Annotated in this window: 19 protein-coding genes; 13 read left to right on the forward strand and 6 right to left on the reverse strand. The window is 58.9% G+C overall.

Annotation, left to right across the window (positions count from 1 at the left end):
- Positions 1-141: 141 nt before the first annotated feature.
- The 6 genes from H3U90_RS06015 (at position 142) to dnaG (ending at position 7,373) form a co-directional block, all read left to right on the forward strand.
- Complete coding sequence (locus tag H3U90_RS06015; RefSeq protein ID WP_198177422.1) at positions 142-1,197, forward strand: LacI family DNA-binding transcriptional regulator; 1,056 nt, start codon at positions 142-144, stop codon at positions 1,195-1,197.
- Between the two features lie 146 nt (positions 1,198-1,343).
- The gene (locus tag H3U90_RS06020) at positions 1,344-1,979 is read left to right on the forward strand and encodes an N-acetyltransferase (RefSeq protein ID WP_198177423.1); all 636 of its coding nucleotides are present in this window, start codon (positions 1,344-1,346) and stop codon (positions 1,977-1,979) included.
- A 42-nt stretch (positions 1,980-2,021) separates the two neighbouring features.
- Positions 2,022-3,380, forward strand: coding sequence for an alanine racemase (gene alr, locus H3U90_RS06025; RefSeq protein ID WP_198177424.1), 1,359 nt, complete (start codon positions 2,022-2,024; stop codon positions 3,378-3,380).
- 84 nt (positions 3,381-3,464) lie between these two features.
- Positions 3,465-3,923 carry an Ohr family peroxiredoxin gene (locus tag H3U90_RS06030; protein WP_198177425.1) on the forward strand — a complete coding sequence of 153 codons (459 nt, stop codon included), beginning with the start codon at positions 3,465-3,467 and terminating at the stop codon, positions 3,921-3,923.
- Between the two features lie 18 nt (positions 3,924-3,941).
- Positions 3,942-5,225 (forward strand): deoxyguanosinetriphosphate triphosphohydrolase, encoded by a 1,284-nt coding sequence (locus H3U90_RS06035; RefSeq protein WP_198177426.1) that lies wholly within the window; start codon positions 3,942-3,944, stop codon positions 5,223-5,225.
- A 57-nt stretch (positions 5,226-5,282) separates the two neighbouring features.
- Positions 5,283-7,373, forward strand: a complete 2,091-nt coding sequence (dnaG, locus tag H3U90_RS06040; RefSeq protein WP_198177427.1) for a DNA primase — start codon at positions 5,283-5,285, stop codon at positions 7,371-7,373.
- A gap of 94 nt (positions 7,374-7,467) precedes the next feature.
- Here dnaG and H3U90_RS06045 read toward each other — a convergent pair whose 3' ends face one another.
- The gene (locus tag H3U90_RS06045; protein WP_198177428.1) at positions 7,468-7,719 is read right to left on the reverse strand and encodes a hypothetical protein; all 252 of its coding nucleotides are present in this window, start codon (positions 7,717-7,719) and stop codon (positions 7,468-7,470) included.
- Between the two features lie 312 nt (positions 7,720-8,031).
- Between H3U90_RS06045 and H3U90_RS06050 the strand changes: the two genes are divergently transcribed.
- Positions 8,032-8,256: a helix-turn-helix domain-containing protein gene (locus H3U90_RS06050; protein ID WP_269748672.1), complete on the forward strand. Its 225-nt coding sequence runs from the start codon at positions 8,032-8,034 to the stop codon at positions 8,254-8,256.
- A gap of 66 nt (positions 8,257-8,322) precedes the next feature.
- Positions 8,323-9,078, forward strand: a complete 756-nt coding sequence (locus tag H3U90_RS06055) for an HAD family hydrolase (RefSeq protein WP_232340463.1) — start codon at positions 8,323-8,325, stop codon at positions 9,076-9,078.
- Between the two features lie 10 nt (positions 9,079-9,088).
- Here H3U90_RS06055 and H3U90_RS06060 read toward each other — a convergent pair whose 3' ends face one another.
- On the reverse strand, positions 9,089-9,421 hold the full coding sequence (locus H3U90_RS06060) for a nucleotide pyrophosphohydrolase (RefSeq protein WP_198177431.1): 333 nt from the start codon (positions 9,419-9,421) through the stop codon (positions 9,089-9,091).
- 67 nt (positions 9,422-9,488) lie between these two features.
- Here H3U90_RS06060 and H3U90_RS06065 point away from each other — a divergent pair, with 67 nt between their 5' ends.
- From H3U90_RS06065 to H3U90_RS06080, 4 genes are all read left to right on the forward strand, one after another.
- The gene (locus tag H3U90_RS06065) at positions 9,489-11,642 is read left to right on the forward strand and encodes a DUF2075 domain-containing protein (protein ID WP_198177432.1); all 2,154 of its coding nucleotides are present in this window, start codon (positions 9,489-9,491) and stop codon (positions 11,640-11,642) included.
- A gap of 105 nt (positions 11,643-11,747) precedes the next feature.
- Positions 11,748-12,692, forward strand: coding sequence for a uridine-preferring nucleoside hydrolase UriH (uriH, locus tag H3U90_RS06070; protein WP_198177631.1), 945 nt, complete (start codon positions 11,748-11,750; stop codon positions 12,690-12,692).
- Between the two features lie 5 nt (positions 12,693-12,697).
- Positions 12,698-14,146: a uridine transporter UriT gene (gene uriT / locus H3U90_RS06075; RefSeq protein WP_442859387.1), complete on the forward strand. Its 1,449-nt coding sequence runs from the start codon at positions 12,698-12,700 to the stop codon at positions 14,144-14,146.
- Positions 14,147-14,395: 249 nt separating this feature from the next.
- Positions 14,396-15,577 (forward strand): SLC13 family permease, encoded by a 1,182-nt coding sequence (locus H3U90_RS06080; RefSeq protein ID WP_198177633.1) that lies wholly within the window; start codon positions 14,396-14,398, stop codon positions 15,575-15,577.
- Positions 15,578-15,588: 11 nt separating this feature from the next.
- Here the strand turns inward: H3U90_RS06080 and H3U90_RS08300 are convergent, their stop codons facing one another.
- Positions 15,589-15,771 (reverse strand): hypothetical protein, encoded by a 183-nt coding sequence (locus tag H3U90_RS08300; RefSeq protein ID WP_232340665.1) that lies wholly within the window; start codon positions 15,769-15,771, stop codon positions 15,589-15,591.
- Between H3U90_RS08300 and H3U90_RS06085 the strand changes: the two genes are divergently transcribed.
- Positions 15,728-16,879: an MFS transporter gene (locus tag H3U90_RS06085; protein WP_232340568.1), complete on the forward strand. Its 1,152-nt coding sequence runs from the start codon at positions 15,728-15,730 to the stop codon at positions 16,877-16,879. The genes H3U90_RS08300 and H3U90_RS06085 overlap by 44 nt on opposite strands.
- Before the next feature lie 45 nt (positions 16,880-16,924).
- Here the strand turns inward: H3U90_RS06085 and H3U90_RS06090 are convergent, their stop codons facing one another.
- Genes H3U90_RS06090 through H3U90_RS06100 form a run of 3 tightly spaced genes read right to left on the reverse strand, consistent with a single transcriptional unit; the run spans position 16,925 to position 18,662 of the window.
- The gene (locus tag H3U90_RS06090) at positions 16,925-17,530 is read right to left on the reverse strand and encodes a DNA-3-methyladenine glycosylase (RefSeq protein ID WP_198177434.1); all 606 of its coding nucleotides are present in this window, start codon (positions 17,528-17,530) and stop codon (positions 16,925-16,927) included.
- Complete coding sequence (fdxA, locus tag H3U90_RS06095; RefSeq protein WP_198177435.1) at positions 17,527-17,913, reverse strand: ferredoxin; 387 nt, start codon at positions 17,911-17,913, stop codon at positions 17,527-17,529. Before fdxA ends, H3U90_RS06090 begins: the two co-directional genes overlap by 4 nt.
- Positions 17,910-18,662, reverse strand: a complete 753-nt coding sequence (locus tag H3U90_RS06100) for a helix-turn-helix transcriptional regulator (RefSeq protein ID WP_198177436.1) — start codon at positions 18,660-18,662, stop codon at positions 17,910-17,912. The genes fdxA and H3U90_RS06100 overlap by 4 nt, the downstream gene beginning before the upstream one ends.
- Positions 18,663-18,691: the final 29 nt, after the last annotated feature.

The following is an 18,691-nucleotide window of genomic DNA, read 5'->3' on the forward strand; positions in this document are numbered from 1 at the left end:
TTTGCCAATCTTGTGAACGTATACGTCAGTATAGGCGCAGAAATAGAAATTTGAAAATTAAGAATATAAAAATTCTAAATCCAGCGTGGGTACTATTGCAGCTTCGTTGGTTACGATAAGTGGGTAATGGAAAGGATGCACATGGCCAGACAGGAACCCGGCAATCCGCACGTCGGCGCTATAGCCGAGCAGCTCGGCATCTCAGCGTCGACCGTCTCCAAGGTGATTAACGGTCGACCGGGTGTGGCGGCAAAAACCCGTCGGAGAGTCGAAAAGGCCTTAGCCGATCAGGGCTATGCGCATCCGCTCGTCAGTACCAAAATCGCCCAGACCATTGAACTTGTGGTGGATTATATCGCCAACAATGGCACCATCGAGATGATACGCTATGCCTCAAAGTGGGCTTTGGATGCCGGTCTGGCTCTGACGGTGACACAGACTGACCACCAGAGGCGTGCCGAGGAATGTCTGAGGGGAATCATTGATCGAAACCCGCTGGGTGTGATCACTCAGATGTCCTCCATAGACCAGGAGGGCAAGAACGTGCTCAAAGCAAGGGGCATCCCCTTGGTGGCGGTCGATCCGGTGGACTTGGTCAGCGATGAGGACATGAGCATAACGCTCGACAATTGGACTGGCGGATACCAAGCGGCCAAATGTCTTCTGGATGCCGGACATCGGTGCATAGGCGTCATCGCTGGACCGGCGAATGTGCAATCCGCGCAAGCCAGACTTGCAGGATACCGAGCAGCACTGGCAGCCATCGGTGCCAGCCTGCCGTCGGGTATGGTTCAGCAGGGAGACTATCTGCCTGACAGAGGGTACCAAGCTGCCTGTGATCTGCTGGACCGTGCTCAACGTCCGACTGCGATTCTGGCATGCAACGACTTGACAGCCGTCAATATCTACAGAGCAGCGCGCGAACGTGGACTGGAGCCCGGGCGGGACCTGTCTGTGGTCGGATTCGACAACGTCTATCCATCCTCTTATCTGATGCCTTCACTTACCACGGTGGACCAGCCATTTGATTTGATGGCCAGGATGGCGGTGGGAATGATTCTTGATGCACGCCAAGGCAAGGAGTTCCAGCGGCATGTGGTCATGCCGACTCGACTGGTCAGCCGACACAGCGTGGTCAATCTGACCCGTGCCCGTCATCTGCGCTCGGAAAGTCGGGTTCAAGAGGCCGCACAATAGCCCAAACTATTCCCCGATTCGCTCAATGCGTACTCACTTCGTGACAGCTTCCTGATGGATACACTCGTACTTCGGCAATCGCGGGGGCGGGTTTTGCCCCTGCCGCACCGGTCGAGAAAGAGGTAGCCACAGTGAGCAGGTACGCGATGGAAACTGCACGTTGGATCCGTCATGCCACCATGGACGACTTTGAGGCGATCATGCCCGTCTACGCCTACGCCAGAAAGCGGATGGCCGAGACCGGCAACCCCCGTCAGTGGGGGGACAAGTACCCCCTGCCCGAACGCATCCGCGAGGACATCGCCGGGGGTCACACCATGCTCTTGGTTGACGATGCAGCTGGCATGGATCGGATTCCCGGGGATCCCGCCTACCCTGAACCTGAGTTGGACGAGCACAAGGGCAGCCACGAGCGCATCATAGGCGTCTTCGCCCTCTTCCATGACCCGGAACCAGATTATCGGGTCATCGATGGCAGCTGGCTGGATGACCGGCCCTATACCACCATCCATCGGGTGGCCGCCTCGGGGCTGGGGCGTCACGCGGCCGGGGATCTGCTTGACTGGAGCATGCGCCGGTACGAGAACATCCGCGCCGATACGGGACTGAAGAACTATGCCATGCAGCACATCCTGGAGACCCATGGCTTCACCCGCTGCGGCAACATCATCATGCCCGAGAACAATGAGATCGAGAACGTGCGGGTGGCCTACCAGCGGCACGATCGTCCCCTTGACCTGGCTGAGCGCGAAAGGGCGGCCAAGCGCTTGGTAACTGTCTGAGGGCGGGTGCCGACCGTCGCAGCGCCGTCGCACAATGGAGCCATGACTTTGAGTGCAGCACCGGCATGGCAGTTCTCCGGGCCCGAGGGCCAGCGGCATTACGAGCAAGCTCTTCGGGCCTATCCTGGGCAGATCATCGTGGACTTGCGGACCTTGAAGGCCAATATGGCCACCCTGGTTAAGCTGGTTCATTCCACGAACCCCGGTGCTGCAGTCATGGGTGTGGTCAAGGCCGATGCTTACGGCCATGGGCTCATCCCTGTTGCCCTGGCTGCACTGGCTGGCGGGGCCACCTGGCTGGGCACGGCCCAGTCCAGCGAGGCCCTGCGTCTGCGTCGTGCAGGCATCGGCCCCGACCGTTGCCGGATTCTGTCCTGGATGTTCAACGGGGATCGCGCCCCCTTCGATCAGCTGATTCAGGCTGACATCGACCTGGGTGTTGGTTCCCTGAAGACCATGGACATGGCGGCGCAGGCGGCAGATCAGGTCGGCAGGCCTGCCCGCGTCCACATCAAGGTGGACACCGGCTTCGGACGCAACGGTTTTACTCCCGAAACCTTCGGGGATGCCCTGCGCGAGCTCTCCCGCCTGGCCGCCCAGGGTCTGTTGGAGCCCGTAGGGCTTTTCAGCCACCTGGCGGTGGCCGACATGCCTGGCGTGGACGAGTTCGTGTCGTCCACTGACGAGCAAATCGCCCTCTTTGAGGAGTTCTCCGATAGGATGACCGCCGCAGGCATGAAACCCGAAATCCGGCATCTGGCCAATACCGCCGCCACACTCACCCGTCCCGGGATACGTTACGACCTGACCCGTCCGGGCATCGGCCTGTATGGATACGAGCCCGATCCCTCCATGGGGGTTTCGGCCGATTATGGTCTGCGTCCGGCAATGACCCTTCAGGCCCAGCTCGGCACCGTCAAGGACATGCCGGCCGGTCATGGCGTATCCTATGGACGCACCTATCTGACACAGCAGCCGACAAGCACGGCCATCATGCCCCTGGGCTACGCCGACGGAATCCATCGGTCAGCCTCGGGCTTCGACCGGGAGGGTGCTATAGGCCGGGACCACTTGGGCGGCCCCGTCCGTCTGATGACTCTTCAAGGGCCCAGGTTGGTTCGCGTCGCTGGCAGGGTCTGCATGGACCAGTGTGTACTTGATCTAGAAGGCATGGCCTCTGACTTGGGAGTGCGCGAGGGCGATACCGTTGTTCTCTTTGGGCCAGGCCAGGGGGAGAATCGGGCTGAGCCAACTGCTGATGACTGGGCCCGGGCCGCCGACACCATCAGCTATGAGGTCTTCACTTGCCTGCGTAGTAGGATTCCACGGCTCTACCTGGGCGTGCATGATGTGGTCAACCCCTCCGACCTGCACCTGATTGCCTCTGAATCGATTCTTTGAGACCACGATTTTGAGACCACTATCACAGGTCGAACCCAGGCTTGGGGCCTTGTCAAGGGGCAATATAAGTGGTGAGATGAGGTTATGACTACATATTCAGGAAATGAACCAAGCAATATCTCATACACAGCCGTAGCTGACATCACCGGTGGCCGTGAGGGCCATGCGGACAGCCACGAGCCCGATCTCTCCCTGGACCTGGACACACCCAAGGCCATGGGGGGCAAGGGCCAAGGCACCAACCCCGAGCAGCTCTTCGCCATCGGTTGGGGCGCCTGCTTCCAGGGAGCCATGGGACTGGCCGGCAAGGAGTTGCGCGTGCCGGCCACCAAGCTGGCCCAGAGCAGGGTACGTACCCATATCTCCCTTGGCGACCAAGGCGAGTCCTTCGGTATCAAGGCTCTGATCGAGGTCTGCCTGCCCGGCGTCGATCGTGATCTGGCCACCCGCCTGGTGGAACGCACCCAGGAGCTCTGCCCCTACTCCAAGGCCACGGCGGGCAATGTGCCCACTGAAGTGGTGGTCGTGGACAATCTGGACTGAACGGAGCGGACGGGCCTGATGGGCACTGACGAGGAGGGCGGATCCCGCCTGCTGGCCGAGGGCTACTCCGCCCGGGATCAGGAACGGTGGGCTCCAGAGCCTCCAAAGACCAGCGGCAGGACTCCCTTCGAACGGGATCGGGCGCGTCTGGTCCATTCTTCGGCGCTCCGTAGGTTGGGGGCCAAGACGCAGATCCTGGTCGCCGGCACTGACGACTTTGCCCGCACACGGCTGACCCATACTTTGGAGGTGGCCCAGATCGGTCGGCAGATTGGGACCATGCTGGGCTGCGACCCCGATGTGGTGGACTGCGCCTGTCTGGCCCATGACCTGGGTCATCCGCCCTTTGGCCACAACGGTGAACGTGCCCTGTCCTCGCTGGCCTCGGATATTGGGGGGTTCGAGGGCAATGCGCAGACCCTCCGACTGCTGACCAGACTGGAGCCCAAGGTCTTCCATCCGGACGGACGTTCAGCAGGAGTCAACCTGACCAGGGCCGCCCTGGACGCTGCGGTCAAATATCCCTGGACCCTGGCCGAGGCCTCGGCTCATCCCAAGGGGGAGAGGACCGCCAAGTTCTGCGTCTATCCCGACGACCGGGAGGTCTTCCATTGGCTTAAGCAGGGGGCGCCTCAGGCCAGCACGCCTATGGAGTGCCAGGTCATGGACCTGGCTGATGACATCGCCTACAGCGTCCACGACGTGGAGGATGCCATCGTAGTCGGCTCCTTCATGCCTGAGCGACTGGCTGAGCCTCGAATCATCGATGGCGTGGTCCGGGCCGCCCGATCCTGGTATGGCGACCGCTGGGATGCCGACCAGTTGGTCCGAGCCCTGGAGGCTGTCCGTGGCATGTTGCCGACGGGCTTCGATGGTTCACGCCGGGCCCTGGCTACTTTGAAGAACACAACCAGCTATCTGATTGGCCGCTTTGCCGACTCTGTGGAGGAGGCCACCCGAAGCCGCCACGGCCAAGGTCCTCTGACCAGGTACTCGGCGGGACTGGTCATTCCTCCCCGGACCTCCTATGAGATTGTGGCCTTGAAGGGGATCGCTGTCTACTTCGTCATGGCTCCTCGTGAGAAGGAGCCCTTCCATGCTGAGCAGCTGAAAATCGTGACCGACCTGGTCGAGGTGATGATGGCCGACTCGCCAGCCCCCTCTGATGCCTTGGAGGACGTCTTCCTGGAGGATTGGCGCCAGGCGGGTTCGGATGCGGAGCGTCTGAGGGTGGCCATCGACCAGGTGGCCTCCCTGACCGACGGTTCGGCGCTGGCCCTGCATTCCCTGGTCTGCCCCTAGGCCAGCGGCATTTATGCCGGGCGCAACACATCGCCCTGGCCCGGTAGGCTGGGTGTCATGTCCGGAATGATCAAGAAGGAAGACATCGAGAAGGTCAGAGCCAAGGCCGATTTGTATGAGATCGTATCCGAAAGCGTGACCCTGAAGCCCTCCGGTTCCGGCACTTACATGGGCCTGTGCCCTTTCCATGACGAGAAGTCGCCCTCCTTCTCGGTGCGTCCTTCCATGGGGGTCTGGCACTGCTTCGGTTGCGGTCTGGGCGGCGATGTCTTCACCTATGTTGAGCAGGAGGAGAACGTCGAGTTCGGCGATGCCGTCGAGATCCTGGCTGACAAGTACCAGATCGAGCTGCATTACGAAAACTCCCGTCAGGACAAGCGTCGCGGGTCCAAACGTTCCCGGTTGCTGGAGGCCAACGAGGAGGCCCAGCGGTTTTTCGTCTCGCAGATCATGAGCAAGGAGGCGCTGGCCGCGCGAAAGCTCTTGGCGGGCAGGACCTTCTCCCAGGCTGACAGCGCCCATTTCGGCTGCGGATACGCCCCACGCGGATGGGACAACCTGGTTCGCCACCTGTCCACCAAGGGTTTCACCCAGCAGGAGATGCTGGATGCCGGGCTGGCCAGGCAGGGGCAGCGGGGAGTCTACGACTACTTTCGGGGCAGGGTTACCTGGCCCATCAGGGATTCCACGGGCCGGACCCTGGGCTTCGGCGCTCGCAAGCTCTACGAGGACGACGGAATCAACGCCAAGTACATCAACACGCCTGACACCCAGCTCTACCGCAAGAACCAGGTGCTCTACGGCATCGATCTGGCCAAGGACGCCATCGTCCAAAAGCGGCAGGTTGTCATCGTTGAGGGTTACACCGACGTCATGGCCTGTCACCTTGCCGGCGTCGACACGGCTGTAGCCACCTGCGGTACCGCATTCGGCGAGGACCATGCCAAGATCGTCCGCCGGCTCATCTCCGACGACGCCCTTGGCGCCATCCAGCTGGTGGGGCCGGTCCAAGGCTCCCGGGTGGTCTTCACCTTCGACGGGGATGCAGCCGGACAGAAGGCCGCCCTGCACGCCTTCGGCCTTGACGGGAGCTTTCTGACGCAGACCTTCGTGGCGGTGGCCCGGGAGAATCTGGATCCCTGTGATTTGCGCATCCAATATGGCGATGAGGCCGTGCGATCCCTGGTGGAGCATGCCCGACCGCTGTACGACTTCGTCATCGACACCGCCGTGGCCATGTTCGATACCCAGTACACCGCCGGACAGATGGGTGCGGTCAAGGCCGTTGCACCCATCCTGGCCCAGATCAGGGATCGCTCCCTGGTGGGGGCCTATACCCGCAAGACCGCCAGAAAAATCGGCGTGGATCTGGATCTGCTGCGCCAGGAGGTCAACAGGGCCCGTCGCAAGCTGCATGTAAAGGACCAGGATGCCTATGCGGTCCGCACTCCTCACCGCGGCGCAAATGAATCGGGGGGTCGCGCGGGCCATGGCAGCGACGACGCCATGCAACGCCGGAGGATACAGCGTGAGGATGCCCTCCGACAGGGCTATCATCACATCGATGATTCGGTCTTCATTTGCGAGCAGCAGTTCATGGGCGTGCTTATCCAGATTCCCAGGGCGGTCGGATCCGATGCCTTCGGCCAGCTGAGTCCGGAAAGTTTCGAGGTTCCGATTTTCCGCTCGCTCTATCGGGCGGTGCAGGCCGCGGGAGGACTGCCCGACAGGAAAACGCCCCAGGGACTGTGGATGCATAATTTGACCAAGGCTGGCGGGCCCATGCTGGAGTCGGCCATCAACGAACTGGCTGTCATGCCCTTGCCGCTGAATTTGGATAAACAGGAGGATAGGCAGAGGGGCTCAGGACCGGGCTCCAAGAAAAACGATAAGGGGGACGATCAGGGTGCGGGCTCCGAGGACACGGATGTTCAGCTGAAGCAGCCTAGCCCGGAGGAGCGTCAGTATGCTTCCGAGTTGCTGGCAAGACTGTTGGACGCCACCTACATGCGGCTTATTGCATCGGCCAGGCATCGGATGAATCAGTTGCCCGACGGTCAGGAGAAGTTCGACCTTCTTGGCCAGCTCACCCAGTACGAGACCCAGCGCAACGAATTGCGCAACCAGGTCTTCGGCAACGCCGAGTGAACTTGTGGTCGAATAAGTTGGTCCTCCCTGTCCTTGTCGAAGTTTTGCTTGTAGACAGGGGCAGGAAGGACTTAGGTCAGGTGTGGTCTCCCCGTCAGGCGGGGAATGATATCTGTGAGTTGATGCAGGTCATCACGGTGACAATGATCGCGGTAATGATGCCACCCAGATAGGGATTTCTGGTGTGACGGTAGATCGCCCGGGTCACCATAGGCATGACGGCCAGCGGGACCAAGGGTGTCAGCATCCAGTCCGGTATCTGTGTGTTGTTACCGAACAGGCCGTTGACTCCAGTGACGAAGAAATACCCGTATCCAACTACAGCTATAAGCAGGGCCGGCAGCATGTTGAAGAATGCCAGCAGACCTATGTTGGCTGTTGAGTTCCTCCCGAATGAGGTGGAGTAATTCAGACTATTGATGAAGACCGATGTGGTTCCGTAGGCTACAAGGAAGAAGGGCAGTAGCTTGAACTACGTCAGACCCAATTTTGGTGTAAGACAGAGCACGGTATTCGTCTCTCGTTTAAATAACCAGTAATGCCTTACTGATATAGTATTACCGGTAAGGCATGACAATTTGTCTCTGGTTTCTATCTTGGCTCTGTGGCACATTCTCAAGTACCGAGTGGATGGGCGGAATACGCCGTAATAATGGGCATGAACATACAACGCAGAAGGATGGCTCTGCACTACAGCCAAGAGTTCGTCGCCTACACTGCCAACCTTTCCCGGTTCGCATACCAACAGTTGGAGCATGGCCAGTCGCGACCCGGGAGTCCGGCCAATCCCAGTTTGATCAACATCATGGCAGTTGCCCAAGTGCTTAATGTGAGTCTGGATGAGCTGTTGCCTGATCCGTGGCCTGATCTTCATGCCAAGTAATTTGGGTGGCACCATTGTCAAGACAAGCCCTGCCGATAGGGTGAATGCATGAACATGGAGCATCAAATGGAGGAAAGTCGTGCCGGGTCGACTGACAAAGCCCGGTCTGCTGTGAGTCGCCGACCGCTCGCGGTCTTTTGGGACATGGACGGAACCCTGATCGATTCAGAGCCCTACTGGCATCAGGCGGAGGTCGATCTGGTGCGCGAGCATGGGGGAGACTGGAATGCCGACATGGGTTGGCAGGTTTCCGGCAGACCCCTGACCAAAGTGGCAAGGGTGATGCGCGATCGTGGTCTTGACCTTCCTGAGGATCAGATTCCGGATTTGTTGATCGATGGAGTAATCGCCATGGAGGAGCGTCACATGCCATGGATTGAAGGGGTTCGTGCCATCCTGACAGACCTGGTTGAGGCTGGCATCCCCTCGATTCTGGTCACTACTTCGCCACGCCGCATGGCTCAGGCTGTGGTCGCCAAGGCGCCCAAGGGGGCTTTTGCAGACTATGTTTGCGGGGATGATGGGCTGGCCCAGAAGCCCGATCCTGCCCCCTATCTGCATGCGGCCGGTCTGGTGGGCATCAAGAGCCCTGATTTGATGGCATCCTGCCTGGCTTTCGAAGATACCTTGACCGGTATCACTTCGGCTGTGGCATCAGGAGCCACCACTGTAGCCTATACCGGCACCAACCCGGTCGACACCTCATCAGGCCCTCAGTTCGCTTCCATAGATAGCTATGTTGGTGTCACCTTGGATGATCTGTCCGCACTGATCGCCAAGCGACTCGGGCAATCGGGGTTGCCGGCTGCGCAGACTTGCTGAATCGATCCGCCTACTGCAGCGGTCGGTATTTTCGGCTGGAGCCACGCGAGGTTGCCACCGGATATCTGTCGGCCGTCCTTTGCAGTTTGTCCAAGATGATTCGATCCATATCCAGATCCAGCCGATCTGCCAGCTGGATGCAATAGGTGAGCACGTCAGCCAGTTCGTCGGTAACGTGGCCTTCATCTCCGTCCCTGGGATCATCCCCCCACTGATAGCATTCCAAGAGCTCGGCGGCTTCGATGCAGATTGATTTGGCCAGGTTGGCGGGCGTGTGGAATTGATCCCAGTCGCGCTCGTGCACAAAATCCATCACCGCTGTTTCCGTTTCCTTGCTGATCATGATTTCGAGCCTATCAGTCGGCCCTCCTGCCATCAGATTGGTGTGGGTTCGTGGCATAGTGAAAACCATGGATTCATCAAGCGCGCCGCAGCCTGTGGTGATGACGCTGCCTTATGGCGATTTCAGAGATGAGGATTTTTCCAAGGCCATCGCTGAGTACAAGCAGGCGAAAGCTGTTGGCAGTCAGGGCAGTAAGTTGGAGGGGAGGCTGCTTGAGGAGCTGTTCCTGCGCTATCCCACTGTATATATTGTCTCTGCCGACGAAAGGGACAGCAGCAAAAAGCATGGCGGTGGGCCACCTTATGTGGTTTACGTCGGTGAGACCAACGACATCCGTTCTCGAACCAGGCAGCACATCGAGCTGGATCCACGTACACGAACGGATTGGGAACGCCTGGTGCGATTCATGCGCAATCATCAGGACAGGGTCTGCCAGTACATCATCGGTGATCGCCACTTCAATAAGTCCCTGACGCTGGATATGGAAAATCGGTTGATGGGGTATATGCAGAGCGTAGACGCGGTCAAGCTGGTTATGAACCGTAGAACCAACGCTCAGGATATGTATTACACCAGCGATGAGTTCGACAGCATCTTTTCCAAGGCCTGGCAGACCCTGCACGAAATGGAGCCCGATCTGTTCCCGGAAGAGAAGGCCATCCTGGACTCTGCCCTGTTCAAGGCCTCGCCCTTCCGCAAACTCACCGACGAACAACGGCGGGCTGAAGAGGCTGTTCTGCATGTGCTGGAGTCGGTCATTATTCAAAACCGTGACGAGGGTTTCCACTCGATGACAGAATCCATAGGCCCGGTTCGAATCAATGACAAGGCACGTACCCAGGTCATTGTCGTTCAGGGCATGTCAGGGACGGGCAAGACTGTTTTGCTCAGCCATCTCTTCTATCAGATATGTGCCAGATATGGCATCTACGGGAATTTGAACGGTAAGGACGATAACCGTTCGGCAAACGCCAGGCAGCGTTCCTACATCATTGTTAACCAGGCCGAGCAGGCTAATGTATACAATCAAATGGCTCTGAAGCTGGGACTGCAAAAGAAACGCGGCCAGTGCGTGGTTGGCGCTGTCCAGTTCATCAACCGGTTCAGCAAGCACACCAATCGAAATGGTCGGTCTACAGGCAGGGCGGCGGACCCCATGAATAGCGTCGACGCTCAGGCGGATGTGGTGCTGATTGACGAGGCGCACCTGCTGCTGACGCAAGGGTCGCAGAGCTACTCCGGAGGCAACCAGCTCTATGACATTCTGCGGCGGGCAAAAGTAGCCATCGTGGTCTTCGACCCGGAACAGGTCTTGCGCGGATCCCAGTTCGTAGATGCCCAGGAAAGTCGGCTTCTGGGATTGACGGGTTCCGAACATGACAAGACCTTCTCGCGCCCCATGCTCATCCGCGAAAGGTCAAGGGACGGTCAGCATGTACGCGAGGATACCTTCCAAGTCAGTCATGTTCGCTTGGATCAACAGATGCGCATTCAGGCTGATCCCGCAACATGCGCCTGGCTGGATCGGATGACAGCCAAGGATGGCGTCATCGGTCCACTGCGTCCGGATCCCTGGGAGCATACTTACGAGATCAAGGTTTTTGATTCGCCTAAGGATTTGAGGAAGTTCATCCGTCAAAAGGACCAGGAGCAAAGGGGCGAGGGCTCCTTGGGCCTCTGCCGGCTTCTGGCCACCTATGACTGGCCTTACAGCAGCAGGAATCACCCGGATCCACAGAATCCCTCCAGACACTGGCAGGTTGTACTGCGCCAAGAGGATTCAGGCCAGTGGGTGTGGGCCGAAGAGGGGCAGGACGGGGATGGTGAATTCGCCATGCCCTGGAATTACGAGCTATATGAGGCGCAGGGAAACTCCACTGCGAATCACCGGATCGCCTGGGCCGAGTTGCCTTTCACCATTGATGAGGTGGGCTCCATCTTCACCATCCAAGGTTTTGATCTCAACTACGCGGGGGTCATTATCGGGCCCTCGGTCACTTACAGGAACGGAAAGATCGAATTCGAACCCAAGCTCAGTTGCAACACATTGGCAACCAACCAGCGGTCGGAGCCGGAGATGAATCCTGTGGATAATCTTCGGCACGAGTTCAATGTGCTGCTCAAACGAGGGGTGCACGGATTGGGGCTATTCGCAGTTGATCCCGAGCTTCGGGATCGACTGGCCTGGGCAGTGGGTGGGTTCGCCCAGGTCCGGGACTGACCAGTCTAACGCGCCTACATCGATTGAATGCCAATCAGCGGTATCATGTCCTGGGCCATGGTCAATGGCCCAGGACATATTCATGAGAAAGGCGTAGGCGAGTATATGACGACGCGCAAGATCATCCTGGACTGCGATCCAGGTCATGACGATGCGGTGGCTATCCTTCTGGCAGTAGGCGATCCGCGGATCGACCTGATCGGAGTGACTACGGTTGGCGGCAACCAGAGTCTGGACAAGGTTACCTATAATGCGAGGGCTGTGCTGGAGAAGGCACATGCGCGCCAGGTGCCGGTCCATGCCGGATGCGATAGGCCGTTGGTGCGTCCTCAGGAGGTGGCTGCTTCCATTCATGGCCAGACCGGCCTGGACGGTGTCGAGCTGCCTGAGCCTACCCGGCCCCTGGATCCCGGCCATGCAGTCGATTGGATCATCGAAACCATCATGCGCGAGGAGCCCGGCACAGTGACACTGGTTCCCACTGGGCCCCTGACCAACATCGCCATGGCTGTCCGCAAGGAGCCCCGCATTGTCGACCGCGTCCGCGAGGTCGTGCTCATGGGTGGCGGCTACCATGTTGGCAACTGGAGTGCTGTCGCCGAATTCAACATAAAGGTGGATCCCGAGGCCGCGCATATCGTCTTCAACGAGCCCTGGCCAGTCACCATGGTTGGGCTGGATCTGACCCATCAGGCCCTGTGCACCCCGGAGGTCCAGCAGCGCATCGAGGGCATCGGCACCGATCTGGCCCATTTCGTCAGCGGGCTGATGGACTTCTTCCGCAAGTCCTACCAGGACAACCAGGACTTCGTGGATCCGCCGGTGCATGATCCCTGCACTGTGGCCTACCTGATCGACCCCTCTGTTGTGAGCACCCGTCGTTGCCCGGTTGATGTGGAGCTGCGTGGGGACCTGACCTGCGGGATGACCGTGGCCGATCTGCGCGGCCCGGAGCCCTCTGCCGAGGACTGCCACACCCAGGTGGCCGTCAAGCTGGACTTCCAGGGATTCTGGGACCTGGTGGTCAAGGCCATCACCGCGATTGGATGAGATCGATGAAGACTTCGAACACAGCCGCGCCCAAGAATGACAAGCCCGTTGCCACGACCGCTGGTGGCTCCGGCGCTTCTATAGTCGCCTTGATGACGGCCCTCATGGCCGCCGTCTTCGCCTTCCAGCTCAACGCCTCCATGCTCTCGCCGGCCCTGACGACCATGGGGACCGAGCTCAATGCCAGCAGCTCCAGCATCGGTCTGACCCAGACGGTGTTCTTCACCTCCTGTGCGGTCTTCTCCCTCTTTCTGCCTCGGCTGGGCGATCTGGCCGGCCGCAAGAAGGTGCTGTTGGGCATGCTGAGCCTCACTGCGCTGGGATGTGTGGTCTCCGCTCTGGCTCCCAATGTGACGATGCTCATGATTGGTCGCGTCATTCAGGGGGTGGCCGGTCCGGTCGTACCCATGACCCTGATCATGCTGCACGCCGAGGTGACCGATGAGGCCCGATACGCCAAGCTTATGGCCATTTTGACGGCGGTCAACGGCGGCATCGGCGGCGTGGATGCCATCCTGGGCGGTTGGCTGGCCGGCACCTTTGGCTTCCGCTCGGTCTTCTGGTTCATGGTGGCCATCGCCGTGATCGCCGTACTCCTGGTGGCCCTCTTCGCCCGTGAGAGCTATGCAGACGATCGTCCCCGCATGGACTGGGCCGGTGTGGTCTTCCTCTGCATCGCCTTCCTGGCGGCCTACTTGGCCATCAATGAGGTCGAGAAGTTGGCACAGGCGCGCTGGATCCTGGTGATCGTCGAGATCCTGGTGGCTGCGGTCTTCTTCATGATTTTCTGGAAAGTCGAGAGCACCACGTCGGCACCCATGGTCACCACCACCTACCTCAAGCAGCGGCGCACCTGGGGGCTTCTGCTGACGACTCTCACCACCATGGTCGGTGTCTTCGCCATCATGAACGGGATTGTTCCGGCCCTGGCCCAGGACGGCGAGGTCGGCGTCGGTTTGAAGGCCAGCATCGTCTCCTTTGCCACACTGACCCCCTATGCCCTGGTCGGTCTGGTCTTCGGCCCGGTTGCCGGGACGCTGGCATCGCGCTTCGGCTACCTCAAGGTTCTGAGAGTCGGTCAGCTGGTGAGCGTGTTGGGACTGGTCTTCGGCATCTACGTATGCCTGGTGCCCAGCATCTGGAGTCTGGTGGCCCTCTCCCTGATCCTGGGCGTCTCCTATGCGGGGACGGCCAACATCATGCTCAACGGGCTGGGTGTGGTCCTGTCTCCTGCGGACAACACTGGTTATCTGCCGGGACTCAACGCCGGAGCCTTCAACCTGGGCTCAGGTCTGAGCTATGCGGTCCTCTACGCATTCATGAGCGGCCTGGCGGCGTCCGGGGGAGCCCGCACCGGCTATGTTGCCGCCATGATCGGCGGCGGAGTACTGGTGCTGATTGCCCTGGCCCTGTCCTACCTGATTCCCGATCCGGAACGAATGGATGACAAGTAATATTGCGATCTAATAGGGGTTCTGCGAACGCGCTGATTCGCAGGACCCCTTTCCATGCTTCAGCCGGCCGGTATCCGACTCTATGAACATTCGACAAGGGCCGAAAGTCGGGGCCAGATAGGCTAACAGCCAGTAAGTGCCGAGTGTCCCGACCATAGGCTCAGAAGCGGAAAATAGCGCCTGGCAAGGTCCTGTAAGCCGGGGGCGGGCGCGTAAACTAAGTGAGGAATTCGTTCGCCGGAGGTGACCATGCAACATCGGGTGATCGGACTGTTGAAAAACGAGACCGTCCTGGTCGTCGCGGCAGTCATCGCTCTCGTATCCTGCATCCTCATTCCTCCAGACCGGCAGTATCTGGGCTACATCCACGTCAATACCCTCACCCAGCTGGGATCCCTGATGATGGTGGTCTGCGGATTTCAGCGCATCGGGGTCTTCCATGCCATTGGCGCCGGCCTGTTGAGTCGAGTCCGCTCGGTGCGGGGCCTGGCCTTGGTCCTGGTTTCTCTGCCTTTCTTCTCCAGTATGTTCATCACGAATGATGTGGCCCTGGTTACTTTCGTGCCTTTTGCCATCGCTGTTCTCATCATGGCTGGTCTGGAAAACCATGCCCTGCTGATCGTCACCCTGATGACCCTGGGTGCCAATGTAGGCAGCATGCTGACCCCCATCGGCAACGCTCACAACTTATATCTCAAGGCCCGCTCCGAGATGCCTACTGGTGAATTCCTGCTCCTCATGGCCCCTTACGCCCTGGCTGCAGCCCTGATGCTCTTCCTGTGCTGCTGGTTCGCCTTCAGGAATCAGCATCTGAACAAGTTCGAGGGGATGGATCCGCAGCAGATTCGCCGCAGCATACTAGCACCCAGGGAGGAGGGGATACAGCCTCAGGTGAAGGAGATGCAGCGGTCCAGCGGATGGCGCATCACCCTCTATCTATTCCTTTTCCTTGTTTGCCTGCTGGGTGTGGCCAAGCTGATTCCCCAGTGGGCCATGGTCCTGGTGGTAGCGGTGACCTTTCTGATCTGCGACAGGCGGGTCTATCTTCATGTGGATTGGGGACTGCTGCTGACCTTCGTGGCTTTCTTCATTTTCATCGGCAATGCCAGAAGGATTCCCCAGTTTTATAATCTGGTCAGTGGTCTGGTCAATATCCACCCTCTGATTACCTCGGTCCTGTGCAGCCAGGTCATCAGCAATGTGCCGACGGCCCTGCTGGTCTCAGGTTTTTCGACAGCCTGGCGTCCGATTATTCTGGGCACCAACCTGGGTGGGCTCGGAACTCTGGTGGCTTCAATGGCCTCACTGATTTCCTACAAGGCTGTAGTCAAGCAGTATCCGGGCAAGAAAGGCTATTACCTGAAAATCTATACCGTTTTTAATCTGCTCTTCCTCGTCGTGTTGGTTGGCATGGCCCTGCTGCTGGAGTAGACTGCCCTCCATCAACCAAATGGTGCCGCTAACATTAAGAGGGAGGCAGGAACGATGGAACCGGCCCCGTGCACGTCTAAGCCAAAGCACACAGGGATATTGACCAGACGGAATCTTGGGGTTCTGGTCGGAATCATGGCCTTGGCCATCATGTCGCGGTTTGACTCCATCATCTCTCCTTCCGTTGCAGCCATCCAGGCATCCTTTCCTCATACCGATCCCTCCACCGTTGAATCGGTGGTCTCCATAGGCTCTTCGGCAGCTATAGTTTCAGCTCTTTTATTTGGCCAACTCTTGACCAGAATGAGTTTCAGAATTGCTGCCTGCATCAGCTGTCTGTGCGTCGCCCTGGGCGGCTTGATGCCCTTGGTTGTGCACAGCAGCGTAAGCCAGCTTCTCCTGTTTGCTTTGGTAGTCGGGTTTGGCGTGGGTATCGCTACCACAGTTCTCCCTAGTCTGTCGGCCAGGTTCTTCTGCGGAAAGCAGTTGGCGGCGCTGATGGGGCTGGTCCTGGCTGTTCAGGATGGCTCTTCCATGCTGGTTCTTGCCCTGGGCGGTGTTCTGGCCAAGGGAGGGTGGCTGCACAACTATTGGCTTTATTTCCTGGCCTTGCCTGCCCTGGTCCTGGTCATCTTCATGGTCCCCGGGGTCGGTGCCGTCGAGGAGGAGTCGGGAAAGGCCGTAGGTTCTAAAGTATCGTCCTCCCGAAAAAGCGGACAATGCTGGTGGGCTACCATTGCCTGTGTTCTCATCGGGTTTCTGAGCATTTTCCTGGTCGCGGTCCTCTATAACAAGCTTGCGGTCTACATAGCCAAGTACGGTCTGGGCGGCACCAGTGCAGCCGGGGTGGCCCTGATGTTCAACACGGGTTCCTCGGTCGTGATCGGGCTTAGTGTCAACGCCATCAAGCGGATTTGTCGACAATGGACCATTCCGGTCGCCTTCCTTCTGATGGCCCTGGGTGCCCTGCTCTTCCTGACCACCCGCTCCTTCCCGCTGGTTTGTTTATCGGCCTTTTTGGTTGGTTCGGGCAGTGCCATCAATATGGCTACCTGCCCCTTCCTCCTGTCCAATCTGACTCCACGCAAGCGCTATCCACTGGTAATGGGAATCTTTTCGGCCACCACCAGCCTCGGTTTTACGGCATCCACCTGGGCCTTCAAGGCTTTTTCATCAGTGTTTGGTCTGGATCCGGTAACAGGCAGTTTCATAGGCATGCTGATCATCGCTCTGCTGGCTGCTGTCATTCTCTCGCTTGTCCGCTTCCAGAGCTGTGTTGAATCCCGCTACATTGAGCAATAGCCACCTTTTAGGCTGTAGAAATCAGAAGTATAGGATTCCGTCCTTTCATCGCGACAGGTAGCGGTTACCGGTGATGACGAACCGTCGTAGGGTCTCTTTGGCATGGGAGATGCCTATTCGCGGGGTTGCCGTGATGGTCTCGTCCTGATTCAGCCCTGCGGCTGCCAGGCGTATGGGCGGTTTCCTGAGGTCGTGGCCGTAGTGGCGCTTGTCTATGTCCAATGCCTGGCAGAGCTTGGCGGGGCCGTTGGTTAGTTCCCGATCCGGGTGACTGCCGTGCCTGTGGCTGCGTAGAAGATCCAGACCCTGCACTGGCTGGCAGGCTCGAATCAGTACCCCGGCGCCGAATCCGTCCTCCTGACAGGAGACGTTCATGCAGTAGTGCATTCCATAGGTAAAGTAGACGTACATGTGTCCGCTGGGGCCGAAAAGGGCATCGTTGCGGGCCGATCGCCCGTGGTAGGCATGGCTGGCCGGATCATTCTGATCGTAGGCCTCGGTTTCCACGATCCGAACCCTGGCCTGTTCACCTTCCGACTCGTAGTCCCGGATGATCAGGCAGCCCAGAAGCATCCGGGCGGCCTCCTCCACAGGGCGGTCCAAAAAGTCAGGGAAGACCAGGTGACCGTCATGGCTTGCACCGGCCTTCATTCCGTTTGGTCCTTGCGTACCCAGACCGCGCGCTGGCCGCGTGATTCCGGCTGAATGCAGACGAAGTTATCCTGGTGGGGCAAGGCGACGACCTTTGGATGGTCGTGATCATAGGGACCCTGGGCCTGTGCGCCGCCTGCATCGCCGACCTGGGCAAAGAAGTCTTCGGAGGCATCCTTGAACCAGGTCCATTCCTCCGGCAGGTCCTCTTCGTAGAAGATGGCTTCCACGGGGCAGACCGGCTCGCAGGCACCACAGTCGATGCATTCGTTGGGGTTGATATACAGGTTCCTGGGGCCCTCGTAGATGCAATCCACCGGGCACTCGTCCACGCAGGCCTTGTCCTTGACGTCCACGCAGGGCTGGGCAATTACGTAGGTCATTGCTTTACTTTCCTCCTTGGTTTGTTGTCCATTTTCGCTACTTTCAGGAAGCATCCTTTTGGCGAGGACAGGGGTTTCAGCAATACACGGGCCTTTTGATCCTTGGCCGCCTTGCTGTTGCCTTCCACAATTCCTTGGATCATGCCCAGATGGATTGTGCAGATAATGGGATGGCTGCTGACACTGTCCAAGAAGGGGCATGAGGTCAGATACAGACTCGCTGAATCCGGTTCTGCCGTAACCGGAGCAAACCCCAGGGTGGCCAGGATGTCCAACAGTGTCTGCGTCATGCTCGATGACACGCCCTTTTCCGCATTCGCCCTGCTTTGTCTGGCCAGGGCACGGCCCCAGGCCTGACCTGCTTTCAGTGCGGCCCTATCCCTGCTGCAAGTATCGGGGCAGGCGGTCTCCAGAGCCATGCAGAGCGAGGAGATCATATCCTCCTGGGCGTGGCTTGTGGATGTGGGGGAGTAGATGACAGCCGGTCTGCCTCGACCGGCTGATTGACCGTCACTGTCGTTTCTCCGGCGGACCGCTTCACCCTGTTCGACCAGACGTTCAAGATGGAAACGAGCGGTCGTCGGATGGATGCCAAAGGCAGCTCCGATCTGCTGTGCGGTCAGACCTGTGCCGGTCTGTTCGGCCGCCATATGCAGATAATCCAAGATTCCGGAGCGGATCTCCTCACCGCTTCTGCGCTTGCCGGGGGCTTGGACCAGTTGTTTACGGGCTTGAATTTCCTGACTCATCGATTAAATTGTATAACTATCAAATTAAT

This window comes from Bifidobacterium sp. W8103 (assembly GCF_016100775.1).
Lineage (GTDB): Bacteria > Actinomycetota > Actinomycetes > Actinomycetales > Bifidobacteriaceae > Bombiscardovia > Bombiscardovia choladohabitans.

What these genes read in the sequence shown, in the direction of transcription:
- H3U90_RS06015 (WP_198177422.1), top strand. Translation starts at nt 142, where the DNA reads ATGGCCAGACAGGAACCCGGCAATCCGCACGTCGGCGCTATAGCCGAG.
- H3U90_RS06020 (WP_198177423.1), top strand. Translation starts at nt 1,344, where the DNA reads ATGGAAACTGCACGTTGGATCCGTCATGCCACCATGGACGACTTTGAG.
- alr (WP_198177424.1), top strand. Translation starts at nt 2,022, where the DNA reads ATGACTTTGAGTGCAGCACCGGCATGGCAGTTCTCCGGGCCCGAGGGC.
- H3U90_RS06030 (WP_198177425.1), top strand. Translation starts at nt 3,465, where the DNA reads ATGACTACATATTCAGGAAATGAACCAAGCAATATCTCATACACAGCC.
- H3U90_RS06035 (WP_198177426.1), top strand. Translation starts at nt 3,942, where the DNA reads ATGGGCACTGACGAGGAGGGCGGATCCCGCCTGCTGGCCGAGGGCTAC.
- dnaG (WP_198177427.1), top strand. Translation starts at nt 5,283, where the DNA reads ATGTCCGGAATGATCAAGAAGGAAGACATCGAGAAGGTCAGAGCCAAG.
- H3U90_RS06045 (WP_198177428.1), bottom strand. Translation starts at nt 7,719, where the DNA reads ATGCTGCCGGCCCTGCTTATAGCTGTAGTTGGATACGGGTATTTCTTC.
- H3U90_RS06050 (WP_269748672.1), top strand. Translation starts at nt 8,032, where the DNA reads ATGAACATACAACGCAGAAGGATGGCTCTGCACTACAGCCAAGAGTTC.
- H3U90_RS06055 (WP_232340463.1), top strand. Translation starts at nt 8,323, where the DNA reads ATGGAGGAAAGTCGTGCCGGGTCGACTGACAAAGCCCGGTCTGCTGTG.
- H3U90_RS06060 (WP_198177431.1), bottom strand. Translation starts at nt 9,421, where the DNA reads ATGATCAGCAAGGAAACGGAAACAGCGGTGATGGATTTTGTGCACGAG.
- H3U90_RS06065 (WP_198177432.1), top strand. Translation starts at nt 9,489, where the DNA reads ATGGATTCATCAAGCGCGCCGCAGCCTGTGGTGATGACGCTGCCTTAT.
- uriH (WP_198177631.1), top strand. Translation starts at nt 11,748, where the DNA reads ATGACGACGCGCAAGATCATCCTGGACTGCGATCCAGGTCATGACGAT.
- uriT (WP_442859387.1), top strand. Translation starts at nt 12,698, where the DNA reads ATGAAGACTTCGAACACAGCCGCGCCCAAGAATGACAAGCCCGTTGCC.
- H3U90_RS06080 (WP_198177633.1), top strand. Translation starts at nt 14,396, where the DNA reads ATGCAACATCGGGTGATCGGACTGTTGAAAAACGAGACCGTCCTGGTC.
- H3U90_RS06085 (WP_232340568.1), top strand. Translation starts at nt 15,728, where the DNA reads ATGTCGCGGTTTGACTCCATCATCTCTCCTTCCGTTGCAGCCATCCAG.
- H3U90_RS08300 (WP_232340665.1), bottom strand. Translation starts at nt 15,771, where the DNA reads ATGGCTGCAACGGAAGGAGAGATGATGGAGTCAAACCGCGACATGATG.
- H3U90_RS06090 (WP_198177434.1), bottom strand. Translation starts at nt 17,530, where the DNA reads ATGAAGGCCGGTGCAAGCCATGACGGTCACCTGGTCTTCCCTGACTTT.
- fdxA (WP_198177435.1), bottom strand. Translation starts at nt 17,913, where the DNA reads ATGACCTACGTAATTGCCCAGCCCTGCGTGGACGTCAAGGACAAGGCC.
- H3U90_RS06100 (WP_198177436.1), bottom strand. Translation starts at nt 18,662, where the DNA reads ATGAGTCAGGAAATTCAAGCCCGTAAACAACTGGTCCAAGCCCCCGGC.